Annotated in this window: 21 protein-coding genes; all 21 read right to left on the bottom strand. The window is 61.5% G+C overall.

Annotation, left to right across the window (positions count from 1 at the left end):
* Positions 1 to 62 precede the first annotated feature (62 nt).
* Positions 63 to 269 (bottom strand): tail protein X, encoded by a 207-nt coding sequence (locus NE357_RS13090; protein WP_169430210.1) that lies wholly within the window; start codon positions 267 to 269, stop codon positions 63 to 65.
* A complete protein-coding gene (locus NE357_RS13085) occupies positions 244 to 1,089 on the bottom strand; it encodes a phage tail protein (protein WP_108225745.1) in 846 nt (281 codons plus the stop codon). Before NE357_RS13085 ends, NE357_RS13090 begins: the two co-directional genes overlap by 26 nt.
* Before the next feature lie 9 nt (positions 1,090 to 1,098).
* The gene (locus NE357_RS13080; RefSeq protein WP_169430209.1) at positions 1,099 to 3,756 is read right to left on the bottom strand and encodes a phage tail tape measure protein; all 2,658 of its coding nucleotides are present in this window, start codon (positions 3,754 to 3,756) and stop codon (positions 1,099 to 1,101) included.
* Positions 3,757 to 3,906: 150 nt separating this feature from the next.
* Positions 3,907 to 4,506, bottom strand: coding sequence for a phage tail assembly protein (locus NE357_RS13075; protein ID WP_142579942.1), 600 nt, complete (start codon positions 4,504 to 4,506; stop codon positions 3,907 to 3,909).
* A gap of 11 nt (positions 4,507 to 4,517) precedes the next feature.
* Positions 4,518 to 5,021 (bottom strand): phage major tail tube protein, encoded by a 504-nt coding sequence (locus NE357_RS13070; protein WP_169430208.1) that lies wholly within the window; start codon positions 5,019 to 5,021, stop codon positions 4,518 to 4,520.
* Positions 5,022 to 5,034: 13 nt separating this feature from the next.
* Positions 5,035 to 6,201: a phage tail sheath subtilisin-like domain-containing protein gene (locus NE357_RS13065; RefSeq protein WP_169430207.1), complete on the bottom strand. Its 1,167-nt coding sequence runs from the start codon at positions 6,199 to 6,201 to the stop codon at positions 5,035 to 5,037.
* A 101-nt stretch (positions 6,202 to 6,302) separates the two neighbouring features.
* Positions 6,303 to 6,746 carry a phage tail assembly chaperone gene (locus NE357_RS13060; RefSeq protein WP_169430206.1) on the bottom strand — a complete coding sequence of 148 codons (444 nt, stop codon included), beginning with the start codon at positions 6,744 to 6,746 and terminating at the stop codon, positions 6,303 to 6,305.
* A gap of 2 nt (positions 6,747 to 6,748) precedes the next feature.
* Positions 6,749 to 8,722: a phage tail protein gene (locus NE357_RS13055; RefSeq protein ID WP_169430205.1), complete on the bottom strand. Its 1,974-nt coding sequence runs from the start codon at positions 8,720 to 8,722 to the stop codon at positions 6,749 to 6,751.
* Positions 8,715 to 9,323, bottom strand: coding sequence for a phage tail protein I (locus NE357_RS13050; protein WP_169430204.1), 609 nt, complete (start codon positions 9,321 to 9,323; stop codon positions 8,715 to 8,717). Before NE357_RS13050 ends, NE357_RS13055 begins: the two co-directional genes overlap by 8 nt.
* A gap of 1 nt (position 9,324) precedes the next feature.
* On the bottom strand, positions 9,325 to 10,206 hold the full coding sequence (locus NE357_RS13045; RefSeq protein ID WP_169430203.1) for a baseplate assembly protein: 882 nt from the start codon (positions 10,204 to 10,206) through the stop codon (positions 9,325 to 9,327).
* The gene (locus tag NE357_RS13040) at positions 10,203 to 10,529 is read right to left on the bottom strand and encodes a GPW/gp25 family protein (RefSeq protein WP_169430202.1); all 327 of its coding nucleotides are present in this window, start codon (positions 10,527 to 10,529) and stop codon (positions 10,203 to 10,205) included. Before NE357_RS13040 ends, NE357_RS13045 begins: the two co-directional genes overlap by 4 nt.
* Positions 10,530 to 10,534: 5 nt before the next feature.
* The gene (locus NE357_RS13035; protein ID WP_169430201.1) at positions 10,535 to 10,783 is read right to left on the bottom strand and encodes a hypothetical protein; all 249 of its coding nucleotides are present in this window, start codon (positions 10,781 to 10,783) and stop codon (positions 10,535 to 10,537) included.
* 52 nt (positions 10,784 to 10,835) lie between these two features.
* Entirely contained in the window at positions 10,836 to 11,372 is a 537-nt protein-coding gene (locus NE357_RS13030; protein WP_169432632.1) for a phage baseplate assembly protein V, read from the bottom strand.
* Between the two features lie 29 nt (positions 11,373 to 11,401).
* Complete coding sequence (locus NE357_RS13025) at positions 11,402 to 11,917, bottom strand: hypothetical protein (protein ID WP_169430200.1); 516 nt, start codon at positions 11,915 to 11,917, stop codon at positions 11,402 to 11,404.
* On the bottom strand, positions 11,910 to 12,575 hold the full coding sequence (locus NE357_RS13020; RefSeq protein WP_169430199.1) for a hypothetical protein: 666 nt from the start codon (positions 12,573 to 12,575) through the stop codon (positions 11,910 to 11,912). Before NE357_RS13020 ends, NE357_RS13025 begins: the two co-directional genes overlap by 8 nt.
* Positions 12,572 to 12,892: a head-tail joining protein gene (locus NE357_RS13015; RefSeq protein ID WP_169430198.1), complete on the bottom strand. Its 321-nt coding sequence runs from the start codon at positions 12,890 to 12,892 to the stop codon at positions 12,572 to 12,574. Before NE357_RS13015 ends, NE357_RS13020 begins: the two co-directional genes overlap by 4 nt.
* Positions 12,893 to 12,894: 2 nt before the next feature.
* Entirely contained in the window at positions 12,895 to 13,890 is a 996-nt protein-coding gene (locus NE357_RS13010) for a major capsid protein (RefSeq protein ID WP_169430197.1), read from the bottom strand.
* Positions 13,891 to 13,952: 62 nt separating this feature from the next.
* Positions 13,953 to 14,297, bottom strand: a complete 345-nt coding sequence (locus tag NE357_RS13005) for a head decoration protein (protein ID WP_169430196.1) — start codon at positions 14,295 to 14,297, stop codon at positions 13,953 to 13,955.
* A 2-nt stretch (positions 14,298 to 14,299) separates the two neighbouring features.
* Positions 14,300 to 15,448, bottom strand: coding sequence for a head maturation protease, ClpP-related (locus NE357_RS13000; RefSeq protein ID WP_169430195.1), 1,149 nt, complete (start codon positions 15,446 to 15,448; stop codon positions 14,300 to 14,302).
* Positions 15,445 to 16,926: a phage portal protein gene (locus NE357_RS12995; RefSeq protein WP_169430194.1), complete on the bottom strand. Its 1,482-nt coding sequence runs from the start codon at positions 16,924 to 16,926 to the stop codon at positions 15,445 to 15,447. Before NE357_RS12995 ends, NE357_RS13000 begins: the two co-directional genes overlap by 4 nt.
* Complete coding sequence (locus NE357_RS12990; protein ID WP_064596156.1) at positions 16,926 to 17,132, bottom strand: phage head-tail joining protein; 207 nt, start codon at positions 17,130 to 17,132, stop codon at positions 16,926 to 16,928. Before NE357_RS12990 ends, NE357_RS12995 begins: the two co-directional genes overlap by 1 nt.
* Between the last annotated feature and the right edge of the window lies 1 nt (position 17,133).

Here is a 17,133-nt window from a genome sequence, read left to right as displayed (position 1 = left end):
CAGAAAAACAAGGTGGCGTTACGCGTAACGCGACGCGGCGCCGGCGAAGGCATCGCCCCAGGTCAATCCCACAAACTAACGCCTTCATTGGTCGGACTGGGCAGATCCGGCAGGACGATGATCACGCCCAACCGGAAAGGCTGAGGCTCATCGGCCAGCCCCTGATTGGCATCGAACACGGCCTCCACGCTGCCATTCAGATGGCCGTAAACGTCGTTGCAAATGACATCGAGCATGTCGCCGTCAGACGTCCTGCATATCGTCGCCATAACGCTCAAACTCCAAAGTAAAACCCTGTTTGCGGGCAATCCCGCCGTGCAGCAGTGCGGACTGTTCCTCGTTGATGTTTTTCAGGCACCACGTCCCGATCACCTCGCCATAGCCCGTAGTCAGGGTCAGCGGCTGCAGCCTGGCCCCGATGGAACGCAGCGTGTCGAGCTGCTTTAAACCGCCTTTGAAGCCCGGATAGATGGTGCCCTTGAGCGTCAACTTTTCATCGCCCATACCGATGGCCTGCTTCGCCGGCCGGCGCGTCAGCCGCTCCTGCGAAGCCCAGCGGAATTCGGTCGAACGGCTCAGCTCGTCGAAAGCTGCCGTGTCCAGATTGAAGTAATACGGCTCAATCTTCGGATCGCGCGGCTGAATGATCATCAGATGTGGGAACGGCTTCACCGCCTCCGGTGCCGGCGTGGCCTCCACGGCAAAGGAACTGGTGGGCACGATGTTGGCCAGCGACGGACTGACCTTGCCGGCGACGTTGTTGATCGCCGTGGCTGCCTTGCCGGCCTGCTCCTTCAACGTGCCCAGCCGATCCTGCACTTCAGCCGCCGCCCGGGTGGCGCGGCCGTAGACCGCGACCACTTGACCAACCTTGGCCTGGGCTGCGTCGACGCCGCGCATCACCCGCTGAAGTTTGGCGCCGATGGCCGGACCAACAAACGGGATGTTCTCCAGCTCGGACGCGGCGCCGGTCAGTTCGCGGATCGCACCGTTGACCGGGGTCAACATGCCGTCAGCACTGCGCCGTCCGGTTTCCGCTGCCTCGACCAGGTACTTCAGGCTCGATTGCATCTGCTCCATGTAAGCCATGAAACCTCCTTAGACATGGGGTTCGTCGTACAGCTTGGCGGCGTTACTCTTTGCCGCATCCGCCATCATTCGCTGCATGTGCGGCATCAGGTCCTGCGCCAAGGTTTGCGGGTCCTTGACATCACCCTGCACCGTGACCGGCATGCTCAGCGAGTACTGAAACTGCTGGTCCACCTTGGCCGGCACCGGTTTTTCTGGCTCCTTGGGCTGGATCGCCGCCGCCGATTTGAGCGGCGCCGTCACCGCCATAGAGCGCGCGACATCCCCCAGCGCCGGTCCTTGCTGGCCCGCTGACGCCATCATGAGCGGCGTGGTTGGCACCGGTGCCTTTGCCGTCTGTTCGGGCTTTTCATCCTCGCCACCGAACAGCGATTTACCCAGGGATCCGCCCAGCGCCGCGCCGCCCTGACTGCCGAGGTAAGCACCAATCAGGCCACCAATAGCCGTGCCGATGATGGGCACCACCGAACCAATGGCGGCACCAGCTGCTGCACCGGCCATGGTGCCGGCCAGATTGCCGGCGGCCGCACCGTAGCCTTCGGCTTTTTCGTCCTTGGTCTTGGCGTTTTGAAAGGTTTCAAAAGCCATCGCACCGGACTCCAGCAGCGTGCCGCCAGGAATGACCTTGGCCGCCTTGCCGACCTTACCGACGGATTCTGCAACGACGCCGAGCTTTGACAGCACCCCACTTGGAACGGCAGGGGCTGATGGCGTCGGGATCGAAACAGGTGGACGCGGAGCCGGAACAGATGGACGTGAAACCGGAACAGGTGGACGAGGCACAGACGGGCGAGGCCCTCTCGAACTCGGCAACGACCGACGCCGAGCGCTGCGCCTTGACCCACGTCCACGTCGGCGCGATTCGCCCGACACATCCACACCGCCACCCATAGCACCGGCATTGACGACGAAAACCTTTTTGACGCCGTCGTTACCTGCGCCAGTTTCAGTGCCAAGGCCGCCGCCCGTTGCCGCTTCCTTCACCCGCGAAACAACATCCAGGCCAGTCGCTACCAGATCAAGTTCTCCGGGCTTTTGATTGCCGGCGTCTCTTTCTCTACTGCCACCGCGCGAACCGCGTGCAAGGTTAAGTAGCCCCTTGCTGATTTTGATCGTGCTGAAGATACCTTTTAAGGCGATCAGCCCCGCCCCGACCGTGGCGATACCGGCAACTACCCCGGGCGCGCTATCCGTCAGCGACGTAATGCCTTTAGTAACCTTGGTCAACGACTCGGCCACAGTGTCCGTCACCGGGCGCAGCGCATCACCGATGCTACGCATGGCGTCATCCATCGACTGGGCCATTTCCGCCCATTTCTGCGATGACGACTCACGCCGCTCGGCGAGGTTCTTGTCGAGGATCCCGGTCGCTTCACGCGAATCGTTTTTGAGCTGGCTGTATAGCGCCTTGTTCTGCATGTAGGCCGACAGAGCGGCCTTGACCTGCATGTCGGCGAACAGGTCGCCGGTGCGCAAGGATTCTTCCAGCGAGGCCATCATGGCCTTGGCCTTTTCAGGATCGGCTTGCTCGCTGATTTTTGCCGTGGCCTCGGCCATTTTCGCCGCACGCTTCGGATCGGTCGCCTGAATGTATTTCTGAGCCAGCGCCATACTGGTCTCAAGCGTCGACATGCCGTTCTGCAAACCGGTCTGCATCGACCCCTTGTAGTCGATACCGGCCTTTTCGTAAGCCTTGACCGTATCGCCCGAGCCGATTTTGCCCATCCAGTTTTTCAGGTTGTTGGCCGCTTCATCCGAACTGCCGGCCTGCTTCATCTGCACCTGCAACATGGCACCCAGTTGCGTCACCGCATCCAGGCCGGTGATACCGTTGCTGGCCATGTTGGCCAACAGTTCGGGAAACCACTTGGCCATATCAGCCGCTTCAAAGCTGCCCGCCTGCCCTTGGTAAGCGATCGCCTCCAGCGCCTGCTGCATCTGCTTGGGGTCGGTGATCTTGGCGTTCTGCCCCAGGGCGTTGATCATCTTCGCCGTGTCGACACCGCTGGATCCCTGCCCCACGACAAACTTGGCCGCGACAGGCGCGTATTCCAGCGCCTTGCTCAAGTCCATACCGGCGCCGACCAACTGATTGACCACGTCGGCCACATCGTTGCGCGCCATGCCGGTGTCGCGTGAAGTGTCGATGATCTTGCGCGACATCTCCTGCTCTTGCGGCTTGTTGGCAATGCCGGCCTTGATCGCGATATCACGCACAATCGCGCCGAAATCAGCGCTGACCTTGGTCGGTACCGCCATGGCACCGACGCCGACCACCGCCGCACCGACGGCGCCTTTCATGCCCTGTACGCCAGAATCAATTTGCTGATGCCCTTTGGCTTTCAGCTCGGCTTTGTTGGCCGTCTGCCCCATCGAGCGATAGGCTTTTTCCAGTCGCCCGACCTCGATCCCCTGCTTTTTCAAGCTGTCGAGGTTCGAGTTCAAACGGTTGAGTAATTTGGACGCGCCGGCAGCGCCGGTGTCGTGAGCCTTTTTCCATTCCTCGCGCAGGCGGATGGTGTCGCCAATCGTGCGCTGCAGCACCCGCGCTTTGTTGCCTTCTGCCTCGAGGCGCTTGATGCGCCCGGTCACGTCCTTGAACGCGGCGCCGACCGTGGAACTGACGGCACCGCCGATCACCAGCCCGAGGGCGAGTTTGTTTGCCATGTCATGGCCCTCATGTGCCCAGCACTACCGGTGGCGGCTCAATCCGTGAGCCACCACACCATATCCGCGAACGGCATCGACTGGATCTCGGCGGCGGAAAATCCGGTTTCCGCCGCCAGACGTTTCGCCGCCGACTTGATAACGCTGGGGTTAAAGCCCGTCGTCGTTGTCCATGCGAAAATAGCCGGCCTGCAAGCGGTTAAAATCCACCAGCTTCAGCCCCTCCAGATCCGCGACAGGCGCACCGGACAACGCAGCAAACAACACCAGCTCGCGCTGCTCATCGTCGCCACCCACTTCACGGTTGGCCGCCCGCACGTCGCCCACGGTCGGCGAACGCAAGGCCAGCTTGTCGACGGTCACGCCGTTGATTTCACTCGGACACGACAGCGTCACCAGCACCTGATCGGTGGTCAGCGACAACCATGCCGGCATCGAATCCGAATAATCGGTTTTCGGCACCAGGTGCGAATACGCCGTCTGCACGCGGCGATAGTCGGTCAGTTTGAGGCCTTCCAGATCCTTCAGTCCGACCTCAGCCAGCCCGGCAAACAGCATCAGTTCGCGCTGTTCGTCGTCGCCGTTGGCGGCACGGTCGGCCGCCCGCACCTCACGCACGGTCGGGTTGCGCAGGTTCAACGTCTCGACGTCGATGCTATTGGCTTGGCTTGGACGGGTCAGCGTTACGACGGCACCGACTGCACTGAGCGACAGCCAGGCCGGCAGGTTTTTAGCGATTGCTTGAGTCATCTGAAACTTCCTTACAGGCCGAGCGCGTTGCGCACTTCGAGCAGTTGGTCTTTGCCGTCGATCATCTGGACGCCGGCGACCATGTCGATTTCGTACATCAGGCGTCCGTCGATTTCGAGCTTGTAGTAGGTGACCGCAATCGCGTGTTTGATCTCGGCCGCATCACCGGCTTTCCAGTCACCGAGATCGACCTCTTTGAGGCGACCGCGCAGAGTGGCAACGACCGCTGTCACCGCGCCCTTTTGGCCCTTGAAGGCACCTCGGAACGTGGCGTTGAACGCCGTGCCGTCAGCCAGGCCGAAGTACTTCAGCGACTCGCGGCGCACGCCCTTGGTGACAAACGAGGCTTCCATTTTCTCAAGCCCCTGATCCATATCGATGGGGCCGGCCATGCCGCCGCCACGGTATTCGTCAGTTTTGGTGGTCAACTTGGGCAGCGTCATGCTCGGCACTTCGCCGGCAAAATTTACGCCGTCGACGAACATGTTCGTGTTGTACAAAGTTTGAGGAATCATTTGCTACGCCCCCTTAGGCTGCTTCAAGCACTTCGGTCATCCACTGTTCGGTGACTTCGAAAAGGAAATTCGGGTTTTCTGCCGGCGGCACATCGGTGAAACGGATACGCCAATACACCTTGCCTTGGGCGATCTGGCTGGCCGTGTTCAATTCGGTGTCGGGAAACACTTCAAAGTTGATGATTGCGCCCTGGGCTTTCAGGTCGCGCATGAACGCATCCAGACCGTTGGTGACATCGGTCACGTAGGTCTTGGTGATTGAGCGGTCAACCGCCCACTTGTGCCCGGCCTGCACCGCGTCCATGAGGATGAACAGCGTGCGAACGCGGGTAACGAACGCCCACTTCGGATCGCTCGACAGCGTGCGGTTACCCCACAGGCGATAACCGTCGTCGCGAATGATCGTGGTGATATTGGCGTTGTTGAGCAGGTTGGCCCGGCAGGTCTCGTCGCCGTCCAGGTACTCGACCGCGCGACCGGTACCGGTGATGCCGGTCAACTCCTTGTTCGACGGCGAAGCCCAGAAACCGTATTCAGCATCCGTCCAGGCAAACAGGCCTGCTGCCCAAGCCGAGCCGGGCGCATCGACCGTCGAACTGGTGACGGTGTCCCAATACTTGACGCCCGGGTCGACCATGAACAGGTTGCGACTGCCGAAGTTATCGGCGTAGGCCATGGCGGCCTCATCGGTGGTGCCCGGGCCGTCGATGATGCCGATAGCGCGCAGTTTCTGCGCCACGCTGTCGATGGCCGTGGCCACCGCCTGATTCGCCGTATGGCCCGGCGCGATTAACAGACGCGGTTGGGCGTTGAACAGGCTTTTGCCATCAAGCAGCGCCTGCAGGCCGGTACGCTGACCCGAGGCCAGGACACCGCCGATGATCGCTGAGGTTTGCAGCGCGGCGTCTTCCAGCTTTGGCACGCCGATAGCGACGATCACCGCCTTGGCTTTGACGTAGATCGCCTGACAGGCCTTGGTGATGGCCGAGTCGGCACCGAACGCGGCAATGGCTTCGCGCTCGGTGGTGATCAACTTCAGTTCGCCGGCCTTGGCCGTACCGCCGCCGAGTTGGCCCGGGGTAAAGGTGTCGCACAGGCCGATAATCGACGACGACGGCAGCGAGATGGTGCGCGCCCCCGTCTTGACATCAGTGGTCGTGACGCCGTGAAAGAAACTCATAAAGTCCAATCTCCAGAAACGAAAAAGCCCCGCATAAGCGAGGCTGTGAGGGTGTGCGTTACGCGTAACGGAAAAGAAAACGCCCCGTCAGTGCGGGGCGTCTATTGAAGCTGGCCGGTCATCCACAGCGGTGCGCTCGGTCGATGCTCGGAGAGCGGGAATTGCGAGCCTTGCGGCCAGTCGCGCAACTGCCGGCGATAGGCCTGAAGCTCAGCGTATTGCTCGGCCGTGAGCGAAGTTGCGCCGCTTTCTTCCAGCTCGTCGCGATGCCGGGAAACCAGCGGATCGGACAGGGCCAACTGCGCGTCACGCCAAGCCCGCTCGACCGCCGCCAGTTCGTCAGCAGCGAGCGGCGGCGGATCGATCAGCACAGGCTGACCATCGGGTCGTGACGACATTTTCTTGGGGCTGACCGACAACTCATCGAGCAGCGCCTGCCAAACACTTTCCGACACCTCGACCACGTCCGCCGGCATGTCTGCACCGTGGATCTCGGGGCGATAAGCCCCACAGATGGACGGACTGAAAAATACAACTCTGCTCATCTCTAGTTCCCTATAGCCCGCCAATAGACCTGCCAACCCGCTTGAGCCGCCCCCGACTGATTCTGTACGCGCAACGTACAGCCGGACGCCACCAGATTCGCCCCCATAACTGCGTGCATCAAACACAATGACCCGACGTGCATTGGCGTAATGTTGCGCGGCGCGTTAGGGAACGGAATAGGGAACGTGACATATACATACCCGTTTGCATCCGTAACGCCCGATCCCCACTGCTCAATAAGGCCGTTGGCATTTTTGGCCCACCCCGAGCCGGAAATGCTCGATGCAAACTCCGTGGAGTATTTCAGGGCGGCGGGCCCCTCCTCAAACACCCAATTGGTTTCACCGCACACCAGAACACCAGCCGACCCCGCCGGGATAATGACGCTGTTCACGGTCTTGGCGAGGGCGACGATAATATCCGTCCCTTGCCGGTTAACCACGATGTCGCCACTCGACGAATTCTGAATGTAAAACTTCGACCCGACAGGACTGGCGGTCAACAGCGGAAGCGTCCAGGTTCCAGCCAGAGCGCCGACAATGCGGCGCCCAGCCAATGCAGGCGTTAGCGTAGTGGCCGACGTGGTAATGGTCGTTTGCCCGCTAAAATTCCCCTGCGCTCGCTGCACAAATTCAGTCGTAGCCAACGCCTTGCCGTTATCGAACTGCGGTTGCGTGGTGAAGTGCGCGCCGCCCATCGTGCCCGCAAAGCGAAACATCACCGAGCCGCCAACCAGGCGCCACTGGTCTTGCAGGCGGATGAATTCGGCCGTGTCGCCCAAGGCCAGCACCAACGGGCCGGCCACGCCGGTCGACGTATAGACAACGTCACTCCCCGAACCCACGATTTTCAACCCGCCCGGACCGGCACTGGCCAGCGTGATCGTGGCGCCCTGCGCTACACCCGCTGTCGGTGGCAAGGTCGCCGTGAGCTGCGTAGCGCTGGAGAAACTGTGCAGGCCGCCGACGTGCGACGACGAAAGCACAAGGCTCGCATCGCTGGTCGTGAAGCCCGAGTACTCGAAACCACGACGCTTTAGAAATTCAGTTGTCGCCAGCGACTTGCTGCTATCGAACTGCGCCGGCGTGGGGGCCGTTGGATTGCCGGAGAACGTCGGCGAGAACAACCGGGCGAAACCGTCCGTGATGTTCTTGAACGTCAGCGCGGTGGTGCCTACGACAATCGTGCCATCCGTCACCAGTTGCCAGATCGTGTCGGCCTGAGTAGCGCCGACCTCGACCGCCACCGTCAGGTTCGGCGTCACCTTGGTGCTGTTATCCGCATCCTTGGCCCGCACCCACGCACCCACCGCCACCACATACGGGCCGTTGTCCTTGGCCGCTATTTGGTCTTTCACCAGCACCCGGTCGCCGGCGTTCAGCGAAACCCCGTCCACCACCTGCAAACCGACCAGATTGATATTGGCCGTGGTGGCAGCGCGCACCGACTGCTTGATGTCGAGCTTGCTTAATTCCTCCAGAATCTGCGCTAGCACCCACTCACGGGTCGCCAGCACCACCGCCGGATCAATCTTGAGCGTGATGTTGCCCGTGCTGCTGACCACGAAGTTCATCCGCACTACTTGCGTGCGGCCGGAGCCTTGCGACAGCAGCGGCTTGAAGCTCGGCGCACAGTTGGCCACCGCCACCAGATCCCCGTCAGCGTCGTAGAGGCCGATTTCGCGGATCCACTTACCGCCCTCGTCGGCCGGAATGATTTGCTCGGCGATGATCACCGCCGAGTTGACAGGGTCAACCCGTAGCTGATTCAACGGCTTGCGCCGCCACTCGTTGAGCAGCTTGGTCTGATCGGCCGACGGGATCGGATTCGGCGGATCGGCCAACCCGCCCGGGTTGGCATCTCCAACGCCCATTTCCGTGAGCTTCCAGGCAATGCCAAGCGCGTCAGCATTCGCCTGCTTGGCTCTCCCCACGTTCGTGAGGATCGCAAAAAACTGCGAATTCGCATCAATCATAATAAACGTCCAGGGTGTCTATGGTGTGTTCGCGGCCGACCACGCCAAAGCTGCCGGTGACCTCGATGTCACGCATGACGGGTGGGTAAACGTCGATTTCATCGCCGTCGTAGAGGGATACGGCAATGTCTAAATTGCCTTGGGTTTCCAAACTGATCGCCAACCCGACCAACTGGCGACTGACGGGCTTGGCGTCGTCAATCAGGCGATCAAGCTCCTGATACATTTCCTCGGTGATGCCGGTGTCCAGCACGCCAACCTTCAGCGCGAAGGTACCCGGCACACCTTCGGGCACGGTCTGGAACCACTCGACAATCTCGATCAGGTAACCCAGTGGCTCGACCACGCGACGGATCGCCCCGATCGTGCCCTTGTGTTTGTGGATGTAGAACGACGCCTTGATGGCCGCGCGCTTGGTCGCCTCAGACCACCGGTAATCCCAGCGATCGACCGACCACGCCCACGCCAAATGTGGCAGCAGATGCGCCGGGCAGGTGTCGGGGTTGTAGAGGTCGCGCAGTGGGACAATCGTCTTTTCGAAAAACGCGGCCTCCATGGCCCGTTCCAGTTGCGTGCTGTTGAGCGGCAGTAGACTTTTCATATCAGCCCGCCAGCCTCACGTTGTAGCGCGTGCAGAACGCCGCTTGAGCCTTGGTCGGGGCCAAGTCCTGCCACCCGACCAACTCGACCCGGGCAACGCCGGCAACGTGCAACTGAGCGTCAACAGCAGAGCGTGCGACCTCGACGCCCAGCCGCTTACGTGGATTGATCCAGGCTGCCAAGCGGCTCTTGGCCTCGGCCAAACTGGCATCCGCTTCCGGGCCGGCGCCGGCCATATGCAAGATGGCGTCAATCTCGTAGCGGATCACCTGCGCACTCTGCACGGTCACCCGATCACCGACCGGGCGAACGTTTTCGTCATTCAGCGCCGCGTTCACCGTCGCCAACAGCTCCGGCGGCGCTTCGCCCTCCCCGTCCAACCCCAGCACCGTTACCGTAACGTAGCAAGGCTTCGGGCTTTCGGCCGTGGCATCTGCCACCAGCCCCGAGGCGTTACGCGCATGCAGGATGTAGCTGTTACGCGGGCCGGCCGTGGTCAACCCCTCATAGGCCAACTGGATACGCTCGCGAAACGGGTCGTCGTCTTCCATGACCTCGGGCACCGGTGGCACCGCTTGCAGATCCGCCACCTGAATCACCAGGCGTTTCAAATTGACGTTCGCACCCAGGTGATCGAGGTCACCGCCAATGGCATGCGCCAGTAATAACGCCTTGCCGGCGTCATTGACCCGGGCGCGGTTGCCGACCTTGATATAAGCCCCGACCTCAAGCGTCTTGACCACTGGATCGCTTTCCAGCGCGGCCGTCCAGTTGCCGCCCATGTAACCGCGAAACACGCCCAGCCCGTCCTGATAAACCTCTTCAAAGTCCAAAGGCTCCAACACGGTCGGTGCCGGCAACGACGACAGATCAACGGTACTCATGCGGCCACCTCCAACGTGACACTGTCGCCCAGGTACGTCCCGACGATTTGCAGATTGATTTGCCCGCCAATGACGGAGAGGACACGCACCTGGTCGAGCTTCAAACGTGGCTCCCAGCGCCCCAAAGCGCGGGCGACCTCAGCCTGCACGGCGCTTTTCCAGCCCTCGTTAACGGGCAAATCGACAAACCGCCGCAGCTTGCTGCCGTACTCCATGCGGTGTCGGCGACTGCCCAGCGGCGTGCTCAAGATGTCAGCAATGGATTGCCGCAGATGCTTGATGCCGGAGATGGGTTGGCCGGTGTGGCGATCCATTCCGATCATCTATGTCACTCCTTGAACGGCTCGTATTCTTCGCTGGCTTTCAGGAACTTGACCGCCTCGATGTCAGAGGCCGGCACCACGACCGTCGCCTTCTCCACCGGATAGGAACGGTCAGTACCGGGCACGATCACCAGTCGCGACGTGTAGAGCTTGTCGCGGAATTTCAAGAATTCGGGCGATGAGTAAGTTAGGGATGACAATGCCGGTTCCGAGGACGTTTGCGCATCGGTTGAGGTCGTATCGATCTTGGCCATGTGGTTCTCCAGGCATGAAAAAGCCCGCACTGGGCGGGCTGTGGTGAATGAATTAATGCGTGTGGTGGTTGCTGTTGCCGGTGGCGTCGATGATTGCGCCGGCACTGGTGATGCCCTTGGTGACATGCAACGCGCCGTCGATCATCACCGCCGCTTTCAGGTTGATGTTGCCGGTGGTCACGCTCACGGCGGCATCGGTGACGACCGCTTCCGTGCTGGCCACTTTAATGCTGACCGTACCGCTCGGCAGGGTGATGGTGTAGCTCTTGGCCTGCCAGTCGTAGATCAGCGAGCCGCCATCATCAAAACGCCAGACCTCGACATGGTCGCGGTTGTCTGGCGGGGGTCCGGCATTGCCATACAGGCCCGGGACAAACGTGCCTTGTGACACGTCACCGCTGGGACTGATCAAACTGCCCTGCTCGCCCAAAGACGGCGCCCGCCAGTGCCTAGCCTTGCCGGCGGCGATGCTGTGCCAGCGCACCCAAGCGCTGACCCAATCACTGCCATCCGACACGCGACATACCGGCGGCGAAGCGGACAGATCCACCGCTACCACGTAGCAAGCCTTTACCGCCCCGGCGATCATGCGGTCATGCTGGGCGCTCGCGTAGCTGCTCACACATCCTCCGCAGGGACAAAGTCCTCTTTGGCGTCGTTGTTGAATCCGATGAGCAACATGCCCGGCGGCTCGTCAGGCCAGAGCCATTCCTCCGGGCCGAGATAGACTTGCTGCGTCCACTCCACCAGCCACACGGTGTATCCATCCAGGTGCGGCTGGGTCCAGTCCTGCAGCGATTGCACAAACTCGGCGGGTTCAACTGGCAACCCCCACGTCTGCGAACGCAGCAGCACCGCCAACTGCGTCGCCAATTGCACGGCCTGTTGATGATGGTGCGCCTTGATCGGGTCAACGATGATTCGCGCCTCGAACTTGCAGACCAGCGAGGTTTCGCCGGTGCCGATATCGGTACCCGGCTCAATCTCGGCCACTTCCAGAAACACCGCCGGCAGCGACACGCGATCCTTAATGTCTGGCCAAGCGGTGACGGTCTGCACGCCCGGCAAGTGGGTACGCAGATGCTGTTCTACCGCCCGATAAAGCTGGTCCAGGCTGAACGGTTCGTCAGACATTGCCGATCCTCTTGAGGTATTTCTGCAGCTCAAAGTTGAGTTCTTGTTTGAGAATCGCCAACAGGATCTCGTCTGCCTTTTTGACCCAGCTGTCGAAATGCGGCCGGGCTTGCTCAAGCGACACCTTGGCTTTGGCCAGCGGGAAACGACTACCGTTTTCAGCGACCCAACCCGAACTCGGCCCGCGACCGGGTGACACCGTGCTGTCCGGGTAGTCGTCCGCGTTGAAATGCTTGCTGGCCGTGCGGATCCAGATGTCGGGCTTGTTGCCGTAGACCTTCTTGAGAAAGGCACCTTCGTAACGCCGCCCCGCCACCGACACACCACTGCCGGTCTGCCGCGCCCGGCCGATCCGGCTGGATTCGATGGTGTTCAACCCGAACCACAGTTTGCCGCTCGCGGCCGCCCCGGAAACTGGATAGCTGCGCAACCGCTGACGCACCGCCGCTACGGCAATGCGCTCTGACCGGCTGACGGCTCGGGCGATGTGCGTGCGCAACCTACCCAACGTCTTGTTGATCGCGCGCCGATGCGCCGCCGCAGCCGCTTTCGGCACCACCTTGGCAAAGTCCTGAAACGCCTGAAAGTCTGCGGCCGAGGACTGGATGGAGATCATCCCGCCCCCGGCCGAGGGTTTGAAATAGCTGCCGACGCTCATGGCCGTAACCTCAGAATCAGGGCGACCAGCCCGTCACCGCTCGGTTCGAGCTGGATCAGGTCGTAGTCACCGCCGCCGTCCAAGGCAGGCAGGTCAACGCTGACCCGCATTCCCTGTTCCAGACCATGCGAATCGCTGACGCGAATCTCGAAGCGAGGCTCACGCAACCCGGTGTTGAGCTTGCCGAACTTGGGTTGCAGCCAGGGCGCGGCAAACATGCCGAGCACTGGCTCTTCGCGACCCTCGATCCGTGCGGTGTCGCCCAGCGTTTCGAACACCACCGCGTCGACCTCGGCGATCAGATCGCGAAAGCCCACGGTCAGAGTTCCAGCAGGATCTGGGCACGCGGTCGAGTGCACAGGTGCAGTGGGTTGGACTGCGCTTCACCGGCCATGCCTTTGTTGAAGGGTAGCGGCTCGATCATGCTGTAGTACGGAATGCCCTGAGTGTTGACCGTTTCCATGTAGTCGGCCGGTGCAAACACCGAGATGTACAGATCGGGCACGCCTTCGGGAACCAGCAGCGCCTTATCGTCGTGGACGAAAGACACGCCGGCCACCTTGCCACGGTAGCGCTCCCAGATGATGCCGCCGAACTCGAAGCTTTCCCGGGCGTCGCCACGCAGCGCTGCCGCTTGCTGACTGTTGAGGTAGGTCTCTTTGACCGACTTGTGAACAATCAGCTTGTTCCAGAAGTTCTTGCCGCAGAAAGCGCGCGAACCGGTACTGGTCACGCTGCCCAGCGCATCCTCCTGCATGTCCAGCGCCTCACCGCACTTGACCCGCAGCTCGGTACCGGCTTCAGTCAGCCCCATGGACATCTTCTGACGTTGCACACCGAAGCGCTCAAACAAGTCCAGCAGCACCGTCGAACCATCAGCGTCGAGGATCTGGCCGTTGAGTGCGCCCATGCGCTGGAATTCGTGGGTGGCGTCCAACTGACGACGCGCCTTAGCCAGCCGCGCATTGACCACGTCCTGCACCGCCTGCAGCTCAGTGCGAGTGCCGAAGGCGCGGATGCCTTGGATCTCATCCGCCTTGATGGTGAAACGCTCCGGCAGGTGCACGGTGTTGAACGGGATCAGGTTGCGCTTGCTCGCAGCAACCACCAGGCCAGAACCACCGCGCTCACCGGCCGGCACCAGTGCCAGGGTGTCACCGTCCTTTTCAATCTGCACGGTCAGGGTGGTAATGCCTTCCTCGCGGAACAGGCCCAAGGCGCTGATGCGGCCCGGCAGGTAGGGTTGATCATTGAGTGCAGCGGTCAGCGAGGTAACGGTAAACGCTTCGTCTTCAAAAATGGCGATATCGGCCATGGGTACTCTCCAGAAACGAAAAATCCCGCACGCGGCGGGATGCATATAAAGAAGGAAACGTCTTAGCGGACGATCAGGAAATGAGCCGCCAGATCTTTTTCGGCTTCAGGGTCCAGCCCTGTCAGGTGCGCTTCGCTGACCTCAGCCATGCGTGCCACCGCGCGACCACGGCGCACGATGTCCGACTCACCCAACGGCCCGTAAAGGATCGCGATAGCAGATTGGGTGCCGTCTTCGGCGGCCGGATCATACGGCGCAAACTCGCCCGTGGCCGTCACCAGCCCGAGGACTTGGCCCGAATTCAGTGCCGGGCCAGCGGCGACATTGATCGTTTCCCGCGAAATGTTTCCGGCGCCTTCGGACAGCAGGAATTCACCTGCGTGCATCGGTTCCCGTTTGATGTTCATGCTCATGCTCCTTTCGCGCCGCGCGCGGTTCCAGTTTGAGCCGCTTGGCGAGCAGCCCAAATCGAGTTGGGGTCAGGTTGTTTGGCCAGCACCTTGGGCGCCAGGTCGTCCGCCAGCGGCAGACTGTTGTCGATTTCAAAGCCCTTACCGCTGGTGACAATCTTGTCGAACAGACGCGCCCGCACCGCCGGGGCATCCAGACCTGCCGCGACATACTCGGCGCTGAATTCCGGCAGCCGCGCGGCCACGCAGAGGTCGTTAATCGCCTTGGCGCGCTCCAGACCCGCCAAAACGATCTCTTCACTTTCAAGCTGGGTGGACTTGAGCAGCGGCTCGATCAGGTTGCTGATGCCCGCCGCCGTGCAGCGCTGAGTGACCATCAATGCCAACTTGGCCGAGGCCACAACGGGCGGCACCGGCGGCGGATCGACAGGATCAAGATCCGGATCCGGCTCGGGTGCCTCGTCGAGCTGGGCCAGCAAATCAGCCGGTGCGTTCTGGAATCGTTGCAGCACCGCGCCTTGACCGAGGCACGCTTTGACTTTGATGCCGTCGCCGACTTCATCAGCCAGACCGAGGGCCAATGCTTCATTGGCAGTCAGCCAGGTTTCTGCATTAACCATTCGCCGCAGTTCCGCGTCGTCGATGTTGGGCGCCTTGGCCTTATAGGCCGCAATGATCGCCTCCAAGGTTTGATCCAGCACATCAGCGACCCGGCGAAAGTCCTCAGCGTCCCCGCCTGTATAGGTGTAGGGGTTATGAATCATCAGCATGGCGTTCGCCGCGATGACTACGCGGTGTGCACCGCACACGGCCACACTGGCCGCACTGGCGGCCAGTGCATCGATCCGGCCGGTGCAGCGCTCGCCCAGCCGCGACAGCGCGTTGTGCATGGCCAGACCATCGAACAGATCGCCACCGATGCTGTTGAACGCGGCGACTACCGGCGACACACCGTCATCCAGAGCGCGCAGATCCTGCACGAACTGATTGGCAGTGATACCCCACGCGCCGATCTCGCCATAGACGAAAACTTCGATCACTCGATCGGCCGCTTCGCCGCTGGCATTAACGGCATACCAGGTCTTGTCCTTGACCTCGACGCGTTTGCCGGCGCGGTTGTAAATACGCGGTTTCGCGCTCTTGCTCATGGTTGCTCCTTGTCGTCGGTGTCTTCGACGGCATCCAGGGTGTTGTAGTTGAGGCCCAATGCGGTGGCCCGCGCCAGATCGGCAGCGTTTTCCAGATCGACCGTTTCGGCGTCGTAGCCGGTACGCAAGACCATCTCGCTGCGCGACGAAAAACCGGCTCTCACCTCCATCGCTCGCGCCTGCACGTCCTGCACCGGCTGGATGTAGGCCCAGCCTTGCGGTACCCAGCGAGTGCGCAGGTACTGGCGGCGCTTCTGTGCGTAATCGTCCAGCACCAGAACACCCGAAAGCACCGCCATGTCCATCCACGCGGCCCGCACCGGACGGCAAAGTTGATGGACGTACACGCTGAATTGGAGTTGTTCCAGGCGGCGCCGAAACTCGTTGAGTACAACCCGCAGCGCTCGGTCGTTGATTCCGCGCATGTCGCCGGTGAGGATCTCGTAAGGCGTACCGCTACCCGCCGCTGCAGCCATCAACTGCTGACGCATGAAGTCCGGGTAGTTGTTGCCCGCATCCGGCGGTTTGGAAAATTCCACCTCTTCGCCCGGACCGAGTTCCTGCATGGTGCCGGGTTCGAGCGCAACCATGGGCGTGAAGCCGTCGCGGTCCAGATCCAATAACGCACCAGTGACCGGATCGCGTGGAGCCGGACCCGCGTCCGGCGGCGGGCGCGTGATGAAACCGGCGAACAGGTTGGCCACCTCCTGACGGAACAGCACCGCGTCGTCGTAGTTGTCCAGACTGCGTAGCCGTTTCAGAACCGGCGACAATCGCGGCACACCGCGCAACTGGCCAGGTTCGACCGGTTCGAAGATGTGCAGCACCTGCGCGGCCGGGACGCGCACTAGCTGGTTGTAGCCGGCGTTCAACGAGGCCGCATCACGCGGGTGCGACAGGTACATCCAATACGCTACCCGCTTGCCGCCGGGCGTGAACTCGATGCCGGCGCGGATGACGTTGCCGTTCTTGGTGCTCTCGAATTTGTCGTGCGGCACGAACTCCGGCGCCAGAATCTGCAACTGCAGCGGAACCGCCAAGCCTTCGTCCCGACTGCGAGGACGCAAGCGAACAAAGCATTCACCCGATGTTTCCACCGTGCGCGCCACCAGCGCCTGCTGGCCGTAAAAGTCGGTGCGGTCATCCGCATCAGATTCATCAACCCAATCGCTCCACAACTCCTGCAGCAGCTTGCGCAGGGCATCATCATCGGTCGCTGGCCGAGGGGTGATGCCGGTGCCGATCAGGTTGCTGACGCGCTTGTCGATGACGTTGAAGGCATACGGGTCATTGCGAACAGCTGCCCGGGAGCGCGACCGCAAATTGCGCAGTGCCGGGGTGTTGATGCTGTTGATCCCGTTGTCGGGAGCATCCCAGTTAGCGGATCGGCGGCCTTCACCAGCGCCTTCGTAACTGGCCTTGATGTTGGACGGCAGCACAAAGCCGTTACGGGTCAACGTCGGAAAATGTCGGGCCATTAAAGTCCCTTGCCCCCGTGATAAAGGCGGACCACGCGCGAACGTGGCCCGGCGTCGCGTGCCAGCGACGAGCGTATTTCCGCGCGCGCCGCGAGCAGTTCATCGACCGTGCGGTATTCCACGGTACGGTCGGTGTAGCGCACAGTTTTCTCACCGCGAGCAATGGCCGCCTCAACCGCGTCGAGGTGCTTTTTCGTAAATGACATA

It is taken from the genome of Pseudomonas sp. G7(2022) (assembly GCF_052660475.1).
This window is presented reverse-complemented; position numbering and strand designations above follow the sequence as displayed.

What these genes read in the sequence shown, in the direction of transcription:
- NE357_RS13090 (WP_169430210.1), bottom strand. Translation starts at nt 269, where the DNA reads ATGGCGACGATATGCAGGACGTCTGACGGCGACATGCTCGATGTCATT.
- NE357_RS13085 (WP_108225745.1), bottom strand. Translation starts at nt 1,089, where the DNA reads ATGGCTTACATGGAGCAGATGCAATCGAGCCTGAAGTACCTGGTCGAG.
- NE357_RS13080 (WP_169430209.1), bottom strand. Translation starts at nt 3,756, where the DNA reads ATGGCAAACAAACTCGCCCTCGGGCTGGTGATCGGCGGTGCCGTCAGT.
- NE357_RS13075 (WP_142579942.1), bottom strand. Translation starts at nt 4,506, where the DNA reads ATGACTCAAGCAATCGCTAAAAACCTGCCGGCCTGGCTGTCGCTCAGT.
- NE357_RS13070 (WP_169430208.1), bottom strand. Translation starts at nt 5,021, where the DNA reads ATGATTCCTCAAACTTTGTACAACACGAACATGTTCGTCGACGGCGTA.
- NE357_RS13065 (WP_169430207.1), bottom strand. Translation starts at nt 6,201, where the DNA reads ATGAGTTTCTTTCACGGCGTCACGACCACTGATGTCAAGACGGGGGCG.
- NE357_RS13060 (WP_169430206.1), bottom strand. Translation starts at nt 6,746, where the DNA reads ATGAGCAGAGTTGTATTTTTCAGTCCGTCCATCTGTGGGGCTTATCGC.
- NE357_RS13055 (WP_169430205.1), bottom strand. Translation starts at nt 8,722, where the DNA reads ATGATTGATGCGAATTCGCAGTTTTTTGCGATCCTCACGAACGTGGGG.
- NE357_RS13050 (WP_169430204.1), bottom strand. Translation starts at nt 9,323, where the DNA reads ATGAAAAGTCTACTGCCGCTCAACAGCACGCAACTGGAACGGGCCATG.
- NE357_RS13045 (WP_169430203.1), bottom strand. Translation starts at nt 10,206, where the DNA reads ATGAGTACCGTTGATCTGTCGTCGTTGCCGGCACCGACCGTGTTGGAG.
- NE357_RS13040 (WP_169430202.1), bottom strand. Translation starts at nt 10,529, where the DNA reads ATGATCGGAATGGATCGCCACACCGGCCAACCCATCTCCGGCATCAAG.
- NE357_RS13035 (WP_169430201.1), bottom strand. Translation starts at nt 10,783, where the DNA reads ATGGCCAAGATCGATACGACCTCAACCGATGCGCAAACGTCCTCGGAA.
- NE357_RS13030 (WP_169432632.1), bottom strand. Translation starts at nt 11,372, where the DNA reads ATGATCGCCGGGGCGGTAAAGGCTTGCTACGTGGTAGCGGTGGATCTG.
- NE357_RS13025 (WP_169430200.1), bottom strand. Translation starts at nt 11,917, where the DNA reads ATGTCTGACGAACCGTTCAGCCTGGACCAGCTTTATCGGGCGGTAGAA.
- NE357_RS13020 (WP_169430199.1), bottom strand. Translation starts at nt 12,575, where the DNA reads ATGAGCGTCGGCAGCTATTTCAAACCCTCGGCCGGGGGCGGGATGATC.
- NE357_RS13010 (WP_169430197.1), bottom strand. Translation starts at nt 13,890, where the DNA reads ATGGCCGATATCGCCATTTTTGAAGACGAAGCGTTTACCGTTACCTCG.
- NE357_RS13005 (WP_169430196.1), bottom strand. Translation starts at nt 14,297, where the DNA reads ATGAACATCAAACGGGAACCGATGCACGCAGGTGAATTCCTGCTGTCC.
- NE357_RS13000 (WP_169430195.1), bottom strand. Translation starts at nt 15,448, where the DNA reads ATGAGCAAGAGCGCGAAACCGCGTATTTACAACCGCGCCGGCAAACGC.
- NE357_RS12995 (WP_169430194.1), bottom strand. Translation starts at nt 16,926, where the DNA reads ATGGCCCGACATTTTCCGACGTTGACCCGTAACGGCTTTGTGCTGCCG.
- NE357_RS12990 (WP_064596156.1), bottom strand. Translation starts at nt 17,132, where the DNA reads ATGTCATTTACGAAAAAGCACCTCGACGCGGTTGAGGCGGCCATTGCT.